Source organism: Amycolatopsis silviterrae (assembly GCF_042684085.1).
Classification (GTDB): Bacteria; Actinomycetota; Actinomycetes; order Mycobacteriales; family Pseudonocardiaceae; genus Amycolatopsis; species Amycolatopsis silviterrae.
In genome coordinates this window covers 330,322-344,559 of sequence record NZ_JBHUKS010000033.1, presented here as the reverse complement: position 1 = coordinate 344,559, position 14,238 = coordinate 330,322, and the positions used below count along the sequence as shown (strand labels likewise).

The 14,238-nt window shown below is 70.5% G+C and carries 13 protein-coding genes and 1 tRNA gene; 11 read left to right on the top strand and 3 right to left on the bottom strand.

What is annotated here, in order from left to right; all coding sequences use genetic code 11:
- Positions 1 to 391 precede the first annotated feature (391 nt).
- The 5 genes from ACFSVL_RS40205 (at position 392) to ACFSVL_RS40185 (ending at position 5,923) form a co-directional block, all read left to right on the top strand.
- Positions 392 to 1,039, top strand: coding sequence for a YdcF family protein (locus ACFSVL_RS40205; protein ID WP_378312349.1), 648 nt, complete (start codon positions 392 to 394; stop codon positions 1,037 to 1,039).
- A 33-nt stretch (positions 1,040 to 1,072) separates the two neighbouring features.
- Positions 1,073 to 2,371 (top strand): deoxyguanosinetriphosphate triphosphohydrolase, encoded by a 1,299-nt coding sequence (locus tag ACFSVL_RS40200; RefSeq protein ID WP_378312451.1) that lies wholly within the window; start codon positions 1,073 to 1,075, stop codon positions 2,369 to 2,371.
- Positions 2,372 to 2,405: 34 nt separating this feature from the next.
- Positions 2,406 to 3,479 carry a serpin family protein gene (locus tag ACFSVL_RS40195; protein WP_378312347.1) on the top strand — a complete coding sequence of 358 codons (1,074 nt, stop codon included), beginning with the start codon at positions 2,406 to 2,408 and terminating at the stop codon, positions 3,477 to 3,479.
- Between the two features lie 80 nt (positions 3,480 to 3,559).
- Positions 3,560 to 5,293 carry a glycosyl transferase gene (locus ACFSVL_RS40190; RefSeq protein ID WP_378312449.1) on the top strand — a complete coding sequence of 578 codons (1,734 nt, stop codon included), beginning with the start codon at positions 3,560 to 3,562 and terminating at the stop codon, positions 5,291 to 5,293.
- Positions 5,294 to 5,356: 63 nt separating this feature from the next.
- Entirely contained in the window at positions 5,357 to 5,923 is a 567-nt protein-coding gene (locus ACFSVL_RS40185) for a carboxymuconolactone decarboxylase family protein (protein ID WP_378312345.1), read from the top strand.
- Positions 5,924 to 5,944: 21 nt separating this feature from the next.
- Here ACFSVL_RS40185 and ACFSVL_RS40180 read toward each other — a convergent pair whose 3' ends face one another.
- Positions 5,945 to 6,886, bottom strand: a complete 942-nt coding sequence (locus ACFSVL_RS40180; protein WP_378312343.1) for a sigma-70 family RNA polymerase sigma factor — start codon at positions 6,884 to 6,886, stop codon at positions 5,945 to 5,947.
- Between the two features lie 51 nt (positions 6,887 to 6,937).
- On the opposite strand from ACFSVL_RS40180, the gene dnaG reads away from it, so the two are divergent.
- From dnaG to ACFSVL_RS40160, 4 genes are read left to right on the top strand one after another with little or no spacing between them, the layout of a single operon-like run.
- Entirely contained in the window at positions 6,938 to 8,851 is a 1,914-nt protein-coding gene (dnaG, locus tag ACFSVL_RS40175) for a DNA primase (protein WP_378312341.1), read from the top strand.
- Position 8,852: 1 nt separating this feature from the next.
- Positions 8,853 to 9,374 carry a hypothetical protein gene (locus tag ACFSVL_RS40170; RefSeq protein ID WP_378312340.1) on the top strand — a complete coding sequence of 174 codons (522 nt, stop codon included), beginning with the start codon at positions 8,853 to 8,855 and terminating at the stop codon, positions 9,372 to 9,374.
- A gap of 52 nt (positions 9,375 to 9,426) precedes the next feature.
- A complete protein-coding gene (locus ACFSVL_RS40165; protein ID WP_378312338.1) occupies positions 9,427 to 10,194 on the top strand; it encodes a trans-aconitate 2-methyltransferase in 768 nt (255 codons plus the stop codon).
- Positions 10,194 to 10,769 carry a class I SAM-dependent methyltransferase gene (locus ACFSVL_RS40160; protein ID WP_378312336.1) on the top strand — a complete coding sequence of 192 codons (576 nt, stop codon included), beginning with the start codon at positions 10,194 to 10,196 and terminating at the stop codon, positions 10,767 to 10,769. The genes ACFSVL_RS40165 and ACFSVL_RS40160 overlap by 1 nt, the downstream gene beginning before the upstream one ends.
- Positions 10,770 to 10,774: 5 nt before the next feature.
- On the opposite strand, the gene ACFSVL_RS40155 is transcribed toward ACFSVL_RS40160, so the two are convergent.
- A complete protein-coding gene (locus tag ACFSVL_RS40155; RefSeq protein ID WP_378312334.1) occupies positions 10,775 to 10,954 on the bottom strand; it encodes a hypothetical protein in 180 nt (59 codons plus the stop codon).
- A gap of 165 nt (positions 10,955 to 11,119) precedes the next feature.
- Here ACFSVL_RS40155 and ACFSVL_RS40150 point away from each other — a divergent pair.
- Positions 11,120 to 11,195: transfer RNA gene (locus tag ACFSVL_RS40150), tRNA-Asn, on the top strand.
- Positions 11,196 to 11,758: 563 nt separating this feature from the next.
- Here ACFSVL_RS40150 and ACFSVL_RS40145 read toward each other — a convergent pair.
- Entirely contained in the window at positions 11,759 to 13,378 is a 1,620-nt protein-coding gene (locus tag ACFSVL_RS40145; RefSeq protein ID WP_378312332.1) for an alpha/beta hydrolase, read from the bottom strand.
- A gap of 357 nt (positions 13,379 to 13,735) precedes the next feature.
- Here ACFSVL_RS40145 and ACFSVL_RS40140 point away from each other — a divergent pair, with 357 nt between their 5' ends.
- Entirely contained in the window at positions 13,736 to 14,209 is a 474-nt protein-coding gene (locus ACFSVL_RS40140) for a MarR family winged helix-turn-helix transcriptional regulator (protein WP_378312330.1), read from the top strand.
- Positions 14,210 to 14,238: the final 29 nt, after the last annotated feature.

Genomic DNA, 14,238 nt, shown 5'->3' with positions numbered 1-14,238 from the left:
ACGATCGTATGGGTATAAATTGGTCATTTCACCGAGGTTGACGTCCTTTGTGGACGGTCGGCATGCCGCGCGGCCTTCCGCGCCGGGCGCGCGGGTCAAGGGGGAACCTGCGCCGGGTGACACCGCAGCCGCCACTGAGAAACCTCGACGTGGCGGTCGCGCCCTCGCCGCTGCCCCGACACAGATGCTGCGCGGCGGTGCCTGAGCAGTGCGCCCAATGCCACCTTGGGGTTCTCTCCGCGGCGAGGGCGCGGGGCGGGTCTTGGTCCGGCTGGTTTCCGTATCACCCTGCCGGGTCTCGCCACGGCTGACCCGCCGCCGCACCGTGCTGCTGAGAACCCCCCGGGGCGCCTTCCCGGCGCCGGAAGGCGGCTCTGCGAGGATGGCCGCCATGGATGCGTGGACAGGTCCCACTGCGGGAAACTGGGTGCGCCGCGTCGTTTTCGGTGCGGTGCTGGCCCTGGTCGCGGTCATCGGGGGCACCGCGTTCCGGGTGTGGGACGTCGCGCGGGAGAACGACCGCACTCCGGCCGACGCGATCGTCGTGCTGGGTGCCGCGCAGTACAACGGCAAGCCGTCGGAGATCTTCACAGCGCGGCTGGAGAAGGCGCGGCAGCTCTACACCGAGGGCGTCGCCAAGACTGTCATCACGGCGGGCGGCAAAAAGAGCCGCGACAACTACACCGAGGCGACGGCCGGGGCCCGGTGGCTGACCAAGCACGGGGTTCCGCAGGCCGCGACGATGCCGGTCGGCGAGGGCAATGACACCCTGCGCAGCCTCCGCGCGGTCGCCGATCAGGTGAAGGCGCGCGGCTGGCGTTCGGTGGTGCTGGTCAGCGATCCGTGGCATTCCTACCGGTCGCGGACGATGACCGAGGACCTCGGGCTGGAGGCGTGGACCGCGCCGACGCACAGCGGGCCGATCGTGCAGGAGCGGTCGACGCAGGTGCGCTACATCTTCCGCGAGACCGGCGCGCTGCTGTTCTACGAACTCACCAAGTCGCCCGCGGACGATCTGTTCGGCACGACGATGGGCTGAATTGTCGGTGGTCCCGCTTAAGCTGGCGGGGTGGTGAATGACGGCTACCGCGAGCACGACCGCGCCCGCGTGCTGGCCGAGGAACCGAAGGGCGCGGCGCTGGCCGGCGCGCGGCCGGACGGGCGCAGCGCGTTCGCCCGCGACCGCGCGCGGGTGCTGCATTCCGCCGCGCTGCGCCGGCTGGCGGGCAAGACGCAGGTGGTCGGGCCGGGCGAGGGCGCGGAGGTCAGCGGTGCGCCGCGGACCCGGCTCACGCATTCGCTGGAGGTCGCGCAGATCGGCCGCGGCATCGCCGAGGAGCTGGGCGCGGACCCGGACCTGGTCGACACCGCCGGGCTCGCGCACGACATCGGCCACCCGCCGTTCGGGCACAACGGCGAGCGCGCGCTCGACCAGGTGGCCCAGCCGTGCGGCGGCTTCGAGGGGAACGCGCAGACGTTGCGCATCCTGACCCGGCTGGAGCCCAAGGCGGTCGCGGCCGACGGCGCGACGGCGGGGCTCAACCTCACCCGGGCGTGTCTCGACGCCACCACGAAGTACCCGTGGCCGCGCCGGTCCGGCGAGCCGAAGTACGGCGTGTACCCGGACGACACGGTGGTGTTCGGCTGGATCCGCGAGGGCGCGCCGGGCCTGCGCCGGTGCCTGGAAGCGCAGATCATGGACTGGGCCGACGACGTGGCGTACTCGGTGCACGACGTCGAGGACGGCGTGCTGGCGGGCCGGATCCGGTTGCGGCTGCTGGCCGATCCGGAGGAACGCGTGGCGGTCGCCGAGGCCGCGGCGCGGCATTTCTCCACGCTCTCGGTGTCCACTTTGGAGGGTGCGGCGAAGGAGCTGCTCGACCTGCCGGTGGTCGCCGAGCTGGTGCGCGCGGAGCCGGACGGTTCGCTGCGCGCGCAGGTCGCGCTGAAACGGCTCACCAGCGAGCTGGTCGGCCGGTTCGCCTCGGCCGCGGTCACCGGCACCCGCGCGGGCTACGGCGAGGGCCCGCTCACCCGGTACGGCGCGCGGCTGGCGGTGCCCGACCAGGTCGGCGCGGAGGTGGCGCTGCTCAAGGCGCTGGCGCTGCGCTACGTGATGAGCGATCGCCGCAGGCTGGCGATGCAGGACGGGCAGCGGGAGGTGATTACCGAGCTGGTGGCGGCTTTGTGCCGGCGCGCTCCCGAGGCGCTGGATCCGCTGCTGGTCCCGGCGTGGCACGCGGCGTCCGGCGACGCCGAGCGGCTGCGCGTGGTGGTGGACCAGGTGGCGTCGCTCACCGACGCGCAGGCGTACGAGTGGCATCGATGGCACACCGGACGGCACGGAACGGCGCCGCCTGCCGAACCGTGAGCCGCGGAACCACCCGTTCCGGTACGGTCGCCGCATGGCCCTGGACAGCCACCTCACTTTCACCCTGGCGTTGCACGGTGCGACCGCGCTCCCGGGCGCTGACGCGTGTCTCTCGCCGTACTCGGCGGCGAGCGCGCTCGTTCTCGCCCACCTGGCCGCGCGAGGACGGACCGCGGACGAACTCGGCGCGGTACTCGGCGACGATCAGGGCGAGCTGCTGCGCGCCGCCGCTGAGCTGGGCGAAGACGTCCAGCTGGCCGTCGCGAACACGCTCTGGGCCTCGGACCTGGTCACCGTCGAGGACGGCTTCCAGTCCGAGCTGGTGCGCTGGCCCGGCGGCAAGGTCGAGACCGCGCCGTTCAAGACCGACCCCGAGGGCACGCGCGAGCGGATCAACGCCGACGTGGACCAGACCACGCACGGCCTGATCCCGGAACTGCTGCCGGACGGCGCGATCCACGCGGACACACGCGCCAGCCTGGTCAACGCGCTCTACCTGAAAACCGCTTGGCGGCACCCGTTCCCCGAGCAGGCCACGGCGGACGCGGACTTCCACACCCCCGACGGCGTGCGCCAGGTGCCGACGATGCACCTCGACGAATCCGTCGGCTACGCGCACGAAAACGGCTGGCAGGTCGTCCGGCTGACGGCCGAGGGCGGCGTCGAGACGGTCATCCTGCTGCCGGACGGCGACCTCGATCCCGCGGAAGCCGCGCTCGACGGGCCTGCGCTGCGCGGGCTGCTGGAAAGCCCGAAGCAGCGCAAGGTCCAGCTCTCGCTGCCCAAAATCTCCCTCGACGTGCGGGCGGATCTGGACCGGGCGTTGCAGGCCCTCGGCGTGCGCGAGCTGTTCACCCGGGAGGCGGACCTCACCGGTCTCACCGAGTACCGGCCGCTGTGGGTGGACAGCATCCTGCACCAGGCCGTGCTGCGGCTGGACGAACAAGGTCTCGAAGGCGCCGCGGCCACCGCGATCCAGATGCGCACGATGTCGCTCATCTCCGGCGAGCCGCTGGAAGTCCGGGTCGACCGGCCGTTCCTGCTGCTGGTCCGGCACGCCGAGACCGGCGCGGTGTACTTCTTCGCCCGGGTGGTGCGCCCCGCGTGAGCGTGTTCCGCCCCGAAGCGAAAACCGAAGCACCGCCCCGAGAACCCGATCCGGCCGCGCTCGCCGAAGCCGAACCGCGGATGCGCCGGTCCTGGGCCGACGCCGGGATCATCGGCGCGTACCTGGCGTTCTCGGTGATCCTGTTCGGCGGGCTGTGGGCCGATCTCGGCCAGGGCTACCTGTGGAACAGCGCGTCGGACCAGAACCTGTGGGAATGGTTCTTCGCGGTCACCGCGAAATCGGTGCAGCACCTGGAAAACCCGCTCACCAGCGGCCTGCAGAACTACCCGCTCGGCGTGAACATGATGGCCAACACGGCCATGCTGGGCGTCGGCGTCCCGCTCACCCCGATCACGCTCGCCTTCGGCCCGACGGTCACCTGGGCGATCGCGCTCACCGGCAGCCTCGCCGGCAGCGCGGCGGCCTGGTACTGGGTGTTCTCGCGGCATCTGGTGCGCAACCGGGTGTCCGCGGCGGTCGGCGGCGCGTTCGCCGGGTTCGCGCCGCCGATGATCTCGCACGCCAACGCGCATCCGAACTTCGTCGCGTGGTTCGTCCTGCCGTTCATCGCGCTCAAGGTGATCCAGCTGGCGAAGGGCAATCGCCCGGTGCGCAACGGGATCTGGCTCGGCGTGCTCACCGCGTACCAGATTTTCCTCGGCGAAGAACCGCTGCTGATCTTCGCGCTGGGCTTCCTGATTTTCGCGGTCGTCTACTGCGCTTCGCGGCCGCGCGAGGTCAAGGCGATGGTGCGGCCGGTGCTGCTCGGCGGCGGCATCGCGGTGGCGCTGACGCTGGTGGTCGTCGCGTTCCCGTTGTGGTGGCAGTTCTTCGGCCCGGACAGCTACACCGGGCTGGAGCACGGCCAGGTCGGCAACGACACCGCCGCGATGACCCGGTTCGCGACGCAGTCGGTGTCCGGGCAGCCGGAGGCGGCGGCCGCGGTGTCGCTGAACCGCACCGAGGAGAACGCGTTCTTCGGCTGGCCGCTGATCGTGCTGATGGTCGTGGTCACGGCGTGGCTGTGGCGCGAGGCCGTGGCCCGTTCGCTGGCGATCTCGATGTTCCTGATGGCCTGGCTTTCGCTCGGCTCCGAAATCACCGTGCTGCACGAGAACACCGGCGTGCCCGGCCCGTGGAAGCTGCTCGCGGACCTGCCGTTGTTCGAATCGCTGCTGGAATCGCGGCTGGCGATGGCGTGCGTGCCCGCGATCGGCGCGCTGCTGGCGATCGCGACCGACCGCGTGTTCCGTGCTGCGGAGAGCGGCGAGCTGAAGCTGCCGGTGCGGCTGATCTGGCTCGGCGCGGTCGCGGCCGTGCTGCTGCCGATCGCGCCGACGCAATTGCTGGTGCAGAAACGCCCGCCGACGCCCGCGTTCTTCGCCGACGGCACCTGGCAGACCTACGTCGCGCCCGGCGGCACCGTCGTGCCGGTGCCGCTGCCGAGTTCGGGGGAGTCGGAGCCGCTGCACTGGCAGATGGACGCCGGGCTGCGGTACGCGATGCCGGAGGGCTACTTCGTCGGACCGCAGGGCCCGGACGACAAACGCGGCCGCTACGGCTCCTACCAGCGGCCGACCTCGACGCTGTTCGACCGGGTCCGCGACACCAAGCGAGCGCAGGAGATCACCGACGCCGACCGCGACCAGGCCATCCAGGACCTGCGCTACTGGAACGCCAGCGTGCTCGTGCTGATCCCGCGCGAGCACAGCGACGCCTATCGCGCCACGGTGGACCTCTTGCTGCGCAAACCCGCGCAGTTCGTGGACGGCGTGTGGATCTGGGATGTGCGCCCGATCACGGGCCGCCGCTGACGCTGTCACATCTCGCGCGGCTGTCCCGTTCCTCCTGCGAACCACTCAGAAGGAGGACCCGACATGCCTCGTATCCCGGTCAAACGAGCCACCGACGGCGGCCCGGTGCTGAAGCTCTTCTACCGGATCGCCGGCAAGCGGTACGGCGCGGTGCCGGAGCCGATGGCCGTCGTGGCGCACCACCGCGGTCTGCTGCGGACCAGCGTCGTCCACGAGCTGATGGCGGAGAAGGCGTCGAAGCACCTGCCCGCGAACATCCGCGAACTCGCGGTGTACCGCGTCGCCACGCAGATCGGCTGCTCGTGGTGCGTCGACTTCGGCACGATGCTGCAGCGGCACGACGGCCTCGACATCGACCGGCTCAAGCACATCGACGAGTACGCGACGTCGCCGTTGTTCACCCGGCAGGAGCGGCTGGCGCTGGCGCTCGCGGACGCGATGTCCGGCCCGGTCGTCACGGTCACCGACGAGCAGATCGCCGAGCTGGTGGCCGAATTCGGCGAGAAGGGCGTGGTCGAGCTGACCTATCAGATCGGCCTGGAGAACTCGCGGGCGCGGATGAACAGCGCGCTCGGCATCGTCGACCAGGGCTTCACCTCGGGCGACGCCTGCCGCGTCCCGATCCCGTGACCGCCCGGCCCGGCCGGGGCGTCACTGCTCCGGCCGGGTGATCCGGGTGAGCTTCTCCGGGTTGACCTGGTCGTAGACGCCGACGATGCGGCCGTCGCGGACACTGAACGTCTGCACGCGCTCGTCGAGGGCGAGGTAGCCGCCGGCCGCGGGCAGCTGCGGCAGCCACAGGCCGAGATCGCCGTTGACCAGCACCGGCCGCCCGAGTTCCATCGTGCCCGGCGCGTACTTCGCCAGCACCCCGAGCACGAAGCGGGCGACCTTGTCCGGTCCGGTGATCATCCGGCGGCTGGTGCGCGTGCGGCCGTTGGAATCGCCGATCATGACCACGTCCGGGTGCAGCAGTTCGGTGACCGCGCGGATGTCGCCCGCGAGCAGCGCGACCACGAACTTCTCCAGCACCGGCTGCTGCTGCGCCAGGTCGAGCCGGGCGGGCGGGTCGGAGTCCTCGACCGCGCGCCTGCCCCGCGACGCGTGCTGGCGCGCCGCCGCCGGGCTGCAGCCGAGCGCGTCCGCGATCTCGGCGAAGGGCACCGCGAACGCGTCGTGCAGCACGAACGCCACGCGCTGCTCGGGCGTGAGCCGGTCGAGCACCACCATCGCGGCCATGCGCAGGCCGTCGTCGCGCACCGCGGCTTCGAGCGGGTCCTCGCTCGCCGGCGCGCCGACCGGCGTGACGATCGGCTCGGGCAGCCATTCGCCCACGTACTTCTCGCGCTGCACGGCCGCCGACCGCAGCCGGTCGAGGCAGATCCGGCCGACTACCGCGGTCAGCCAGCCGCGCAGGTCGCGGATCGCGGCTCGGCCCGCGTCGTCGAGCCCGGACAGCCGCAGCCAGGCCTCCTGCGTCGCGTCCTCGGCGTCGGCGCGGGTGCCGGTGAGCCGGTAGGCGGCCCGGATCAGGTGCGGCCGGTGGACGGCGAACTCGGCGGCGTAGTCGTCCAGCGCGGTCGTGGTGCTCATGTCCCGAGTGTGCCGCACGGCCGGCCGGGAGGGAGAACTATTGTGGTTGGCGTGGCAGGACGGATTCGGGAGAGCGATATCGCGGAGGTGCGTGAGCGCAACCGGATCGACGAGGTCGTGGGGGAGTACGTCGCGCTGCGCCGTGCTGGCGGGGGCAGCCTGAAGGGCCTGTGCCCGTTCCACAACGAGAAGACCCCGTCGTTCAACGTGCGCCCCACTCACGGGACCTTCCACTGCTTCGGCTGTGGCGAGGGCGGCGACGTCATCAAGTTCATTCAGAAGATCGACCTCGTGTCGTTCGTGGAGGCGGTCGAGCGGCTCGCCGACCGGGTCGGCATCCGGCTGACCTACGAGGGCGGCGGCGCGTCCGTGCAGCGCGACCGGGGCACCCGGTCGCGGCTGATCGAGGCTCACCGCGCGGCGTCGGAGTTCTACATCGAGCAGCTGGTCACCGACGAGGCGCGGGCGGCGCGGGACTTCCTGTCCGAGCGCGGGTTCGACGCGGCGGCGGCCAAGCAGTTCGGCTGCGGCTTCGCGCCCGGCGGCTGGGACAAGCTGACCAAGCACCTGCTCAACCGCGGGTTCGAGGTGAAGGAGCTGCTCGCGTCCGGCCTGTCGAAGGAGGGCCAGCGCGGCCCGATGGACCGGTTCCACCGGCGGCTGGTGTGGCCGATCCGCGACGTCGGCAACGACGTGGTGGGCTTCGGCGCGCGGCGCCTCTTCGACGACGACCGGATCTCGGCGAAGTACCTCAACACCTCCGAAACGCAGATCTACAAGAAGTCGCAGGTCATGTTCGGCCTCGACCAGGCGAAGCGGGAGATCGCGAAACGGCACCAGGTCGTGGTGGTCGAGGGCTACACCGACGTGATGGCGATGCACGCGGCGGGTGTGCCGACGGCGGTCGCGTCGTCCGGCACCGCGTTCGGCGAGGACCACATGAAGGTCCTGCGCAGGCTGATGATGGACGACGACGCGTTCCGCGGCGAGGTGATCTTCACCTTCGACGGCGACGAGGCGGGGCAGAAGGCGGCGCTCAAGGCGTTCGAGGGCGACCAGACGTTCGCCGGGCAGACCTACATCGCGGTCGCGCCGGACGGGATGGACCCGTGCGAGCTGCGCATCGCGAAGGGCGACACCGCGGTGCGCGACCTGGTGGCCCGGCGCACGCCGCTGTTCGAGTTCGTGATCAAGAGCATGCTGAAGCAGTTCGACCTGGATTCGGTCGACGGCCAGGTTTCCGCGCTGCAGAAGACGGTGCCGATGGTCGCCGCGATCAAGGACCGGGCCAGCCGGGACGGGTACGCGTCGAAGCTGGCCTGGTGGGTCGGCTGGCAGGACGTCGCGCAGGTGGTCAACCGGGTGCGCGGCGCAGCCGGAGCGGCGGCCCGGCGCGGCCCGGCCGAACCGCAGCTGCGGCGCGGCGCGTCGCGGCAGGAAACCCCCGCGCCCGAACCGGAGAAGCAGGACCTGCCGCGTCCCGCGCCGAACGATCCGCGGTTCGTCGGGCAGCGGGAAGCGCTCAAGGCCGCGCTGCAGCAGCCCGCGATCGCCGGTCCGGAGTACGACTCGCTGCCGGAAGAGGCGTTCACGCATCCGGTGTACATCGCGGTGCACCTGGCCGTGCTGAAGGCGGGCGGGGCGGCGTCCGGGCTTACCGGGCCAGCGCTGCTGGACGCGGCGTCGGCGCACTGTCCGGAGGGGACGGTCCGCCGGGTGCTCAGCGAGCTGGCGGTGGAACCGTTGCGCGCCTTGGGGGAAGTGGACTCGCGCTACATCTCGGGCGTGCTCGCGGGCGTGCAGGAGAACCTGGTCGGCAGGCAGATCGGCGAGATCAAGTCGAAGCTGCAGCGGCTGTCGCCGGTCGAGGCCCCGGACGACTACCGCGCGCTGTTCGGCGACCTGGTCGCGCTGGAGCAGTACCGGAAGTCGCTGCGCGAGCAGGCGGCGAGCGGGTGGGAGTGACGTGGGACTGCTGAACCGGTTCTTCGGCGGCGGGCTGCCCAAGGGCTTCCCGGGCGAACTGTCTCCGGGCGAGGACCCGGTCGCCGCGGCCGCCGTCGAATCGGGCGGGCACCTCGTCGTGACGTCGCTGGGCCTGTGGATCCCGTCCGGCGACGGCGCGCGGCGGGTCGGCTGGCATCTGGTGGGCAAGGCGACCTGGGGCGACGGCGTGTTCACGCTGACCGAATCGGAGGAGACCGGGCGGACCGGCGCGGTCGCGGTGCTGGCCGACCGCGAGCCGGTGCGGTTCCGGCTGCCGCAGCCGGGCAAGGTGCCGCAGCAGGTGCGGCTGCGGGTCGACGGCTCGGTGCGCGGACGGCACCGGCACGAGTTCCCCGAGGGCGGCGCGTGGTTCGTCCAGCGCAAGGTCCCTGGCCGCGACGGCGTGGAACTGCAGGTGCGCCCCGATCCCGGCACCGACCCGGAGCTGGTGGAGGCGGTCGCGGCGGAGGTCGGGGAGAAGCTGGCCAACCGCGCGGAGTAGCAGTACGCTCGTACTCAGTACAGACGTACTGTTTACTGGCGGGAGGCTGCTCATGTGGGATCCGGCGAAGTACCTCGACTACTCCGACCTGCGCGGCCGGCCGTTCTACGACCTGATCGGGCGAATCTCGTCCGCTTCGCCCCGCCGGGTGACCGACCTCGGCTGCGGCCCCGGCACCCTGACCCTCGACCTGGCGATGCGCTGGCCGGACGCGGTACTGGAGGCGATGGACAGCTCGCCGGAAATGGTCGCCGCGGCCCGCGAACGCGGAGTGGCCGCCGAGGTCGGCGACGTCCGGTCGTGGACGCCGAAGCCGGATACAGACGTCGTCGTATCGAACGCGGTCCTGCAATGGGTGCCCGGCCACGAGGACCTGCTGCGCCGCTGGGCCAGGGAACTCCCCGCTGGAGCGGTGCTGGCGGTGCAGGTCCCCGGCAACTTCTCCGCCCCCTCGCACGCCATCAGCCGTCAGCTGGCGGCCTCGCCCGCCTGGGCCTCGCGTCTCTCCTCGGTCACTCTGCGGGCCGAAGACGCCGTCGGCGAACCCCGCGACTACGCGAACCTCCTCGCCGACGCCGGCTGCCTGGTCGACGCGTGGGAAACCACGTACGTGCAACGTCTTTCCGGCCCGCGAGCAGTGCTGGAGTGGATCACCGGAACCGCGCTGCGCCCCATCCGCGCGGCCCTGGGCGACGCGGACTGGGCCGAGTTCCAAGACGACCTGGCTCCGCTGCTGGACGAGGCCTACCCGCCCCGCCCGGACGGCACGACGTGGTTCGAATTCCGGCGGATCTTCTTCGTCGCTACGATCCCGGGCTGATGACGTACTGGAACACGAATGTCGCCCGTCATCCCGGCATCCTCCGCGCCGTGCCCGCCGGGTGCTCGACTGCGTTGGACGTCGGCTGCGGAGACGGCCTGCTGGCGCGGAAACTGGCCGCCGTGGTGCCTTCGGTCACCGGCGTCGACAGCTCGCCGGAGATGATCGCTCAGGCCCGCTCACAGGCTCCCGGAACCTTCATCGAAGGCGACTTTCTGGCCGCTGACCTCGGCACCTACGACTTCGTCTGCTCCGTGGCCACCATCCACCACCTCGACTTCGAAGCCGCCCTGCGCCGGATGCGGGACGTCCTGCACCCAGGCGGCGCCCTGGTCGTGGTCGGCCTGGCCCGAGACGCAAGCCTGCCGGACCGCCTGAAGACGATCGCCGCCGCGCCGATTGTGCGCATCGTGAAGACGCTGCGCCGCGCACACGGTCCGGAGGGCATGCCGGCGATGCAGCCGAGCATGAGCTACCGCGAGGTCCGAACGACGGCGCGACGGTTGCTGCCAGGAGTGCGATACCGCCGACACGTGCTGCGGCGGTACTCGCTCACCTGGCGGAAACCGTCCTGAGCCGGTCAGCTGCTCCCGCGCCCGAACCTCTCGCCGAGCTTCGCCCTGGCCACCCCGGCGGCCCCCTGGACCATCGGATGGTCGGCCAGCTTGCGGTAGGTGCGCACGATCTGCTCGTACCGTCCCCGGCCGGCCTTGGTGCCCAGCACGTACCCCAGGCCCACGCCCAGCAGGAACTTCTTCATCGACGGCCACACCTCTTTCTCCGCAGGACTTCCGACTGTCCATTGTCCAACACAACCGGCTTCCGCGCGGAGCCGCCGAAGACCCACCCCCCTGTGCGAGGGCGGAGGGGCATGGGCTAAAGTTCTTCCTGTCAGCCCGGAGAGATCCGGACCGGCGGAGCACGATCCCCTGTAGCTCAACTGGCAGAGCATTCGGCTGTTAACCGGAGGGTTCTTGGTTCGAGTCCAAGCGGGGGAGCCAAAGCCCAGGTCTTCGGACCTGGGCTTTTTTGCTGTCTGCGGGCCGGGGCGATTTGGGGACGGTCGTCCAACCGGCTGGTGGTCGGGCCGCTGAGGGTTCGCTGGGCCGGTGACGGTTCGGGGCGACGCCGCGTTGCCCGCTGTAGACCTGGCGCGGTCGAACCCGCTCGACATGCTGCGGGGTGAAACGGCACAGTGCTGAAGGTTTAATTGCTGCCGGAACTCTATTTTGCCGCGTTGCTATAGGTAGTTGAATTGGATAGCAGGCGAAACGGCTGGCCGCCGATCCGCGCGGGAACCGGGTGAAGACGGAATCCTGGGCGCGGCTGCCTCGGCGACGCGGGGCGTGCGATTGCCGGACCCGCTAGCGCGTGGCGTGTTCCTCGTCGGCACGGCGGAGCGTCGGCCCATGGGGCCGCTGGCAACGCGTCAAGCGAGAACACGATCAGGTACCGCATCCGCGGCGAACTTGATCATTGCCGCCGCAGCGCGTCGGCCGGGCAGCGAAATTCGATGCCCGGCCGACAATGCCGATTCCTCAAGGCCGCGAAGGCCCTGGCGGCGTCAGGCTCCCGGGGGCACCGGCAGCGGCATGCCGGGGAGGTTCTGGTCATTCGGCACGACGCCGTCGACCAAGTAGGCCTCCACGACCTTGTCCACGCCCGCGTTGCCGCCGGCGTAGACGCCGTGGTCGCCTTCTCCGGTGATCGTCAGCATCCGCGAGTTGTCGAACGCCTTGTGTGCGCGGCGCGCGCCCTCGATCGGTGTCGCCGGGTCGTGCTCCGACTCGACGATCAGCACCGGCGGAACGCCCTTGCCGTTGAGCACCGGCAGCGGGGCCGGGGGGTTCTTCCAGAACAGGCACGGCTGGATGAACCAGCCGGCGCCGAGCAGCGGCAGTTGCCGGTCGATCAGTTTCTGCGACTGTTTGACGGCGCTCTGGGGCGAGCCGGTCCAAGGGCCTTCGTTGCACGGGATCGTCCAGAACGACGCGTCGTAGGAGTCGCCGTCGGCAGGCACCATCAGCGGCTGCGGGCCGGAGGTCGTGGTGCTCTTGTCGGCGGCCTTGACCCGCTGTGCGGCCGACGCCTTGGCCTGGGCCGAAGTCGTGCCTTGGGTCAGCGCGCGGACGTTGACCAGGTAGTCGGCCAGCCCCGGAAAAGCGCGCTTCGAGTAGATCTGCGCCGCGATGAACGAGTCGAGACCGTTGGCCGACACGTGCGAGCCGTCCGGCAGGGTGACCGCGTTCTGGGTCAGGGCGTACCGGACCTGCTCGTAGGTCTGGCGGGCCGCCTCGCCGGTGGCACCGAAGTGGTAGAGCTTGTCGTAGCTCGCCATCCACGGCAGGAAGTCCTGCCGCCAGCGGCGCTCGAAGCCGAGCGGCTGCGCGTCGAACGACTTCTGCCAGGTCGTGGTGAACTCTGTCGCGGAGTCGAGGACGAACCGGCCGGTGTGCACGGGGAAGGCCTGGGCGTAGTGCGCGCCCATCCAGGTGCCCGCCGAATAGCCGACCCAGTTGATCTTGTCGCGGCCGAGCAGCACGCGCAGCAGGTCGATGTCCTTGACCGTCTGATCGGTGTTGATCAGCGGGCCCAGTTCGCCGGACTTCTGCTGGCAGGACAGCGCCGCGTATTTCGTCGCCTGGAGGATCAGGTTCAGGTTCTGCTTGCTGCGGTCGCGCGGGTCGAGGTCCGAGCCGGTGCCGATGGCGCCGCCGCAGGTGATGTTGGTGCTCTTGCCCGTGCCGCGCGGGTCGAATCCGACGATCTCCTGGTGCTCTCGCAGCTTGGCCTGGTTGCGCAGCCGCGCCGGGAAGTTGCGCCCGGGAGCTCCCGGGCCGCCCGGGTTGGTGACGACGCTGGCTGTCGCGTTCTTGGCCGCCTTCAGCCGGCTGACCGCGATGGTCAGGTCGATCTGGGCGTTCGGCTGGTACCAGTTGCGCGGCGTCCGGTAGGTCGCGCACTCCATGTCCTTCGCACCCTCGGGCGGGGGAGTCGGCAGCTCGGAGGGGACCGCGCACGGGTGCCAGTCCAGCTTTTGGCTCGCGTACTGCGCGGGGATGCCGGTCGGGTTCGGCGGCTGCTTGCCGGCGGCAGCCTCCTGGCCCGCGAAGGCGGGCGTGAACCCGGCCAGCAAGGTGCCGGCGATCGCCGGGATCACCACCGCGTAGCGGAGTCGTCTCATATGGTTGCCCCTTTTGGGTATTTCGCCAGTGAACGGGCTATTCCTATAGCGCTGGTCAGGGCGGGACAACCGCCGTTGGTCGGTGGCGCGGCGTGCCGCGATCGAATCGGTACCGGACAGTCCTGGCGATGCCGCCGCAGTCCGGAGAACAGCGGTACCGCGGTCTCGCCGCTAGCCCGCTTGGTCAACGATGACCACAGTTGAGTAATAAGATTATATAGATTCCTGAGGTGCGAGAAATCGCGAAGAGCGCTTCCGGGGCAATAATCAAGCTATAACAGGTAATACGGTGACAAAGCGGACAGCTGTCATCGAACTCGGGAGGAGTTTTACATAACCCCGTGATATAAATGAGCCATGGATGAGCTGGAGCGCGACCAGGGGCGGGACGACGTCACGGAGGCGTTCGACGAAGTTGTCCGCCTGATGATCCGGCATCTGGCCGACCACGGAAGCCTGACGTTCACCGCGATCATGTGCCTGGGCAGGCTCTACCGGGACGGCCCGACGCGGCTGACCGAACTGGCGGCGGTGGAGGGTTCCAGCCAGCCCTCGACGAGCCAGTTGGTGCAGCGCCTGGAGCGGCAGGGGCTGGTAGAGCGGGTCAAGGACCCGCAGGACGGGAGGGCGTCGCTCATCGCGCTCAGCGACGCCGGCCGCACCCTGGTGGCCACCCGTCTCCGCGATCGTCGCGGCCGCCTGGCGGAGTTGCTGGAGACGCTTTCCCCCGAGGACGACGCCTCGCTGCGGCTGGCGATGAATGTGGCCCGGCCGATCATCCAGCGGTTGATCGAAACCGCCCGCCGGTCAGACAAACCGGCCAGGTCCTGACGACTTGGCCACTCGATCCATCGGGAGGT

Bases quoted from the DNA above. Each gene is read 5' to 3' on its own strand.
- ACFSVL_RS40140 (WP_378312330.1), top strand. From the start codon at position 13,736: ATGGATGAGCTGGAGCGCGACCAGGGGCGGGACGACGTCACGGAGGCG.
- ACFSVL_RS40165 (WP_378312338.1), top strand. From the start codon at position 9,427: ATGTGGGATCCGGCGAAGTACCTCGACTACTCCGACCTGCGCGGCCGG.
- ACFSVL_RS40180 (WP_378312343.1), bottom strand. From the start codon at position 6,886: ATGAGCACCACGACCGCGCTGGACGACTACGCCGCCGAGTTCGCCGTC.
- ACFSVL_RS40185 (WP_378312345.1), top strand. From the start codon at position 5,357: ATGCCTCGTATCCCGGTCAAACGAGCCACCGACGGCGGCCCGGTGCTG.
- ACFSVL_RS40145 (WP_378312332.1), bottom strand. From the start codon at position 13,378: ATGAGACGACTCCGCTACGCGGTGGTGATCCCGGCGATCGCCGGCACC.
- ACFSVL_RS40190 (WP_378312449.1), top strand. From the start codon at position 3,560: ATGCGCCGGTCCTGGGCCGACGCCGGGATCATCGGCGCGTACCTGGCG.
- ACFSVL_RS40155 (WP_378312334.1), bottom strand. From the start codon at position 10,954: ATGAAGAAGTTCCTGCTGGGCGTGGGCCTGGGGTACGTGCTGGGCACC.
- ACFSVL_RS40160 (WP_378312336.1), top strand. From the start codon at position 10,194: ATGACGTACTGGAACACGAATGTCGCCCGTCATCCCGGCATCCTCCGC.
- ACFSVL_RS40195 (WP_378312347.1), top strand. From the start codon at position 2,406: ATGGCCCTGGACAGCCACCTCACTTTCACCCTGGCGTTGCACGGTGCG.
- ACFSVL_RS40205 (WP_378312349.1), top strand. From the start codon at position 392: ATGGATGCGTGGACAGGTCCCACTGCGGGAAACTGGGTGCGCCGCGTC.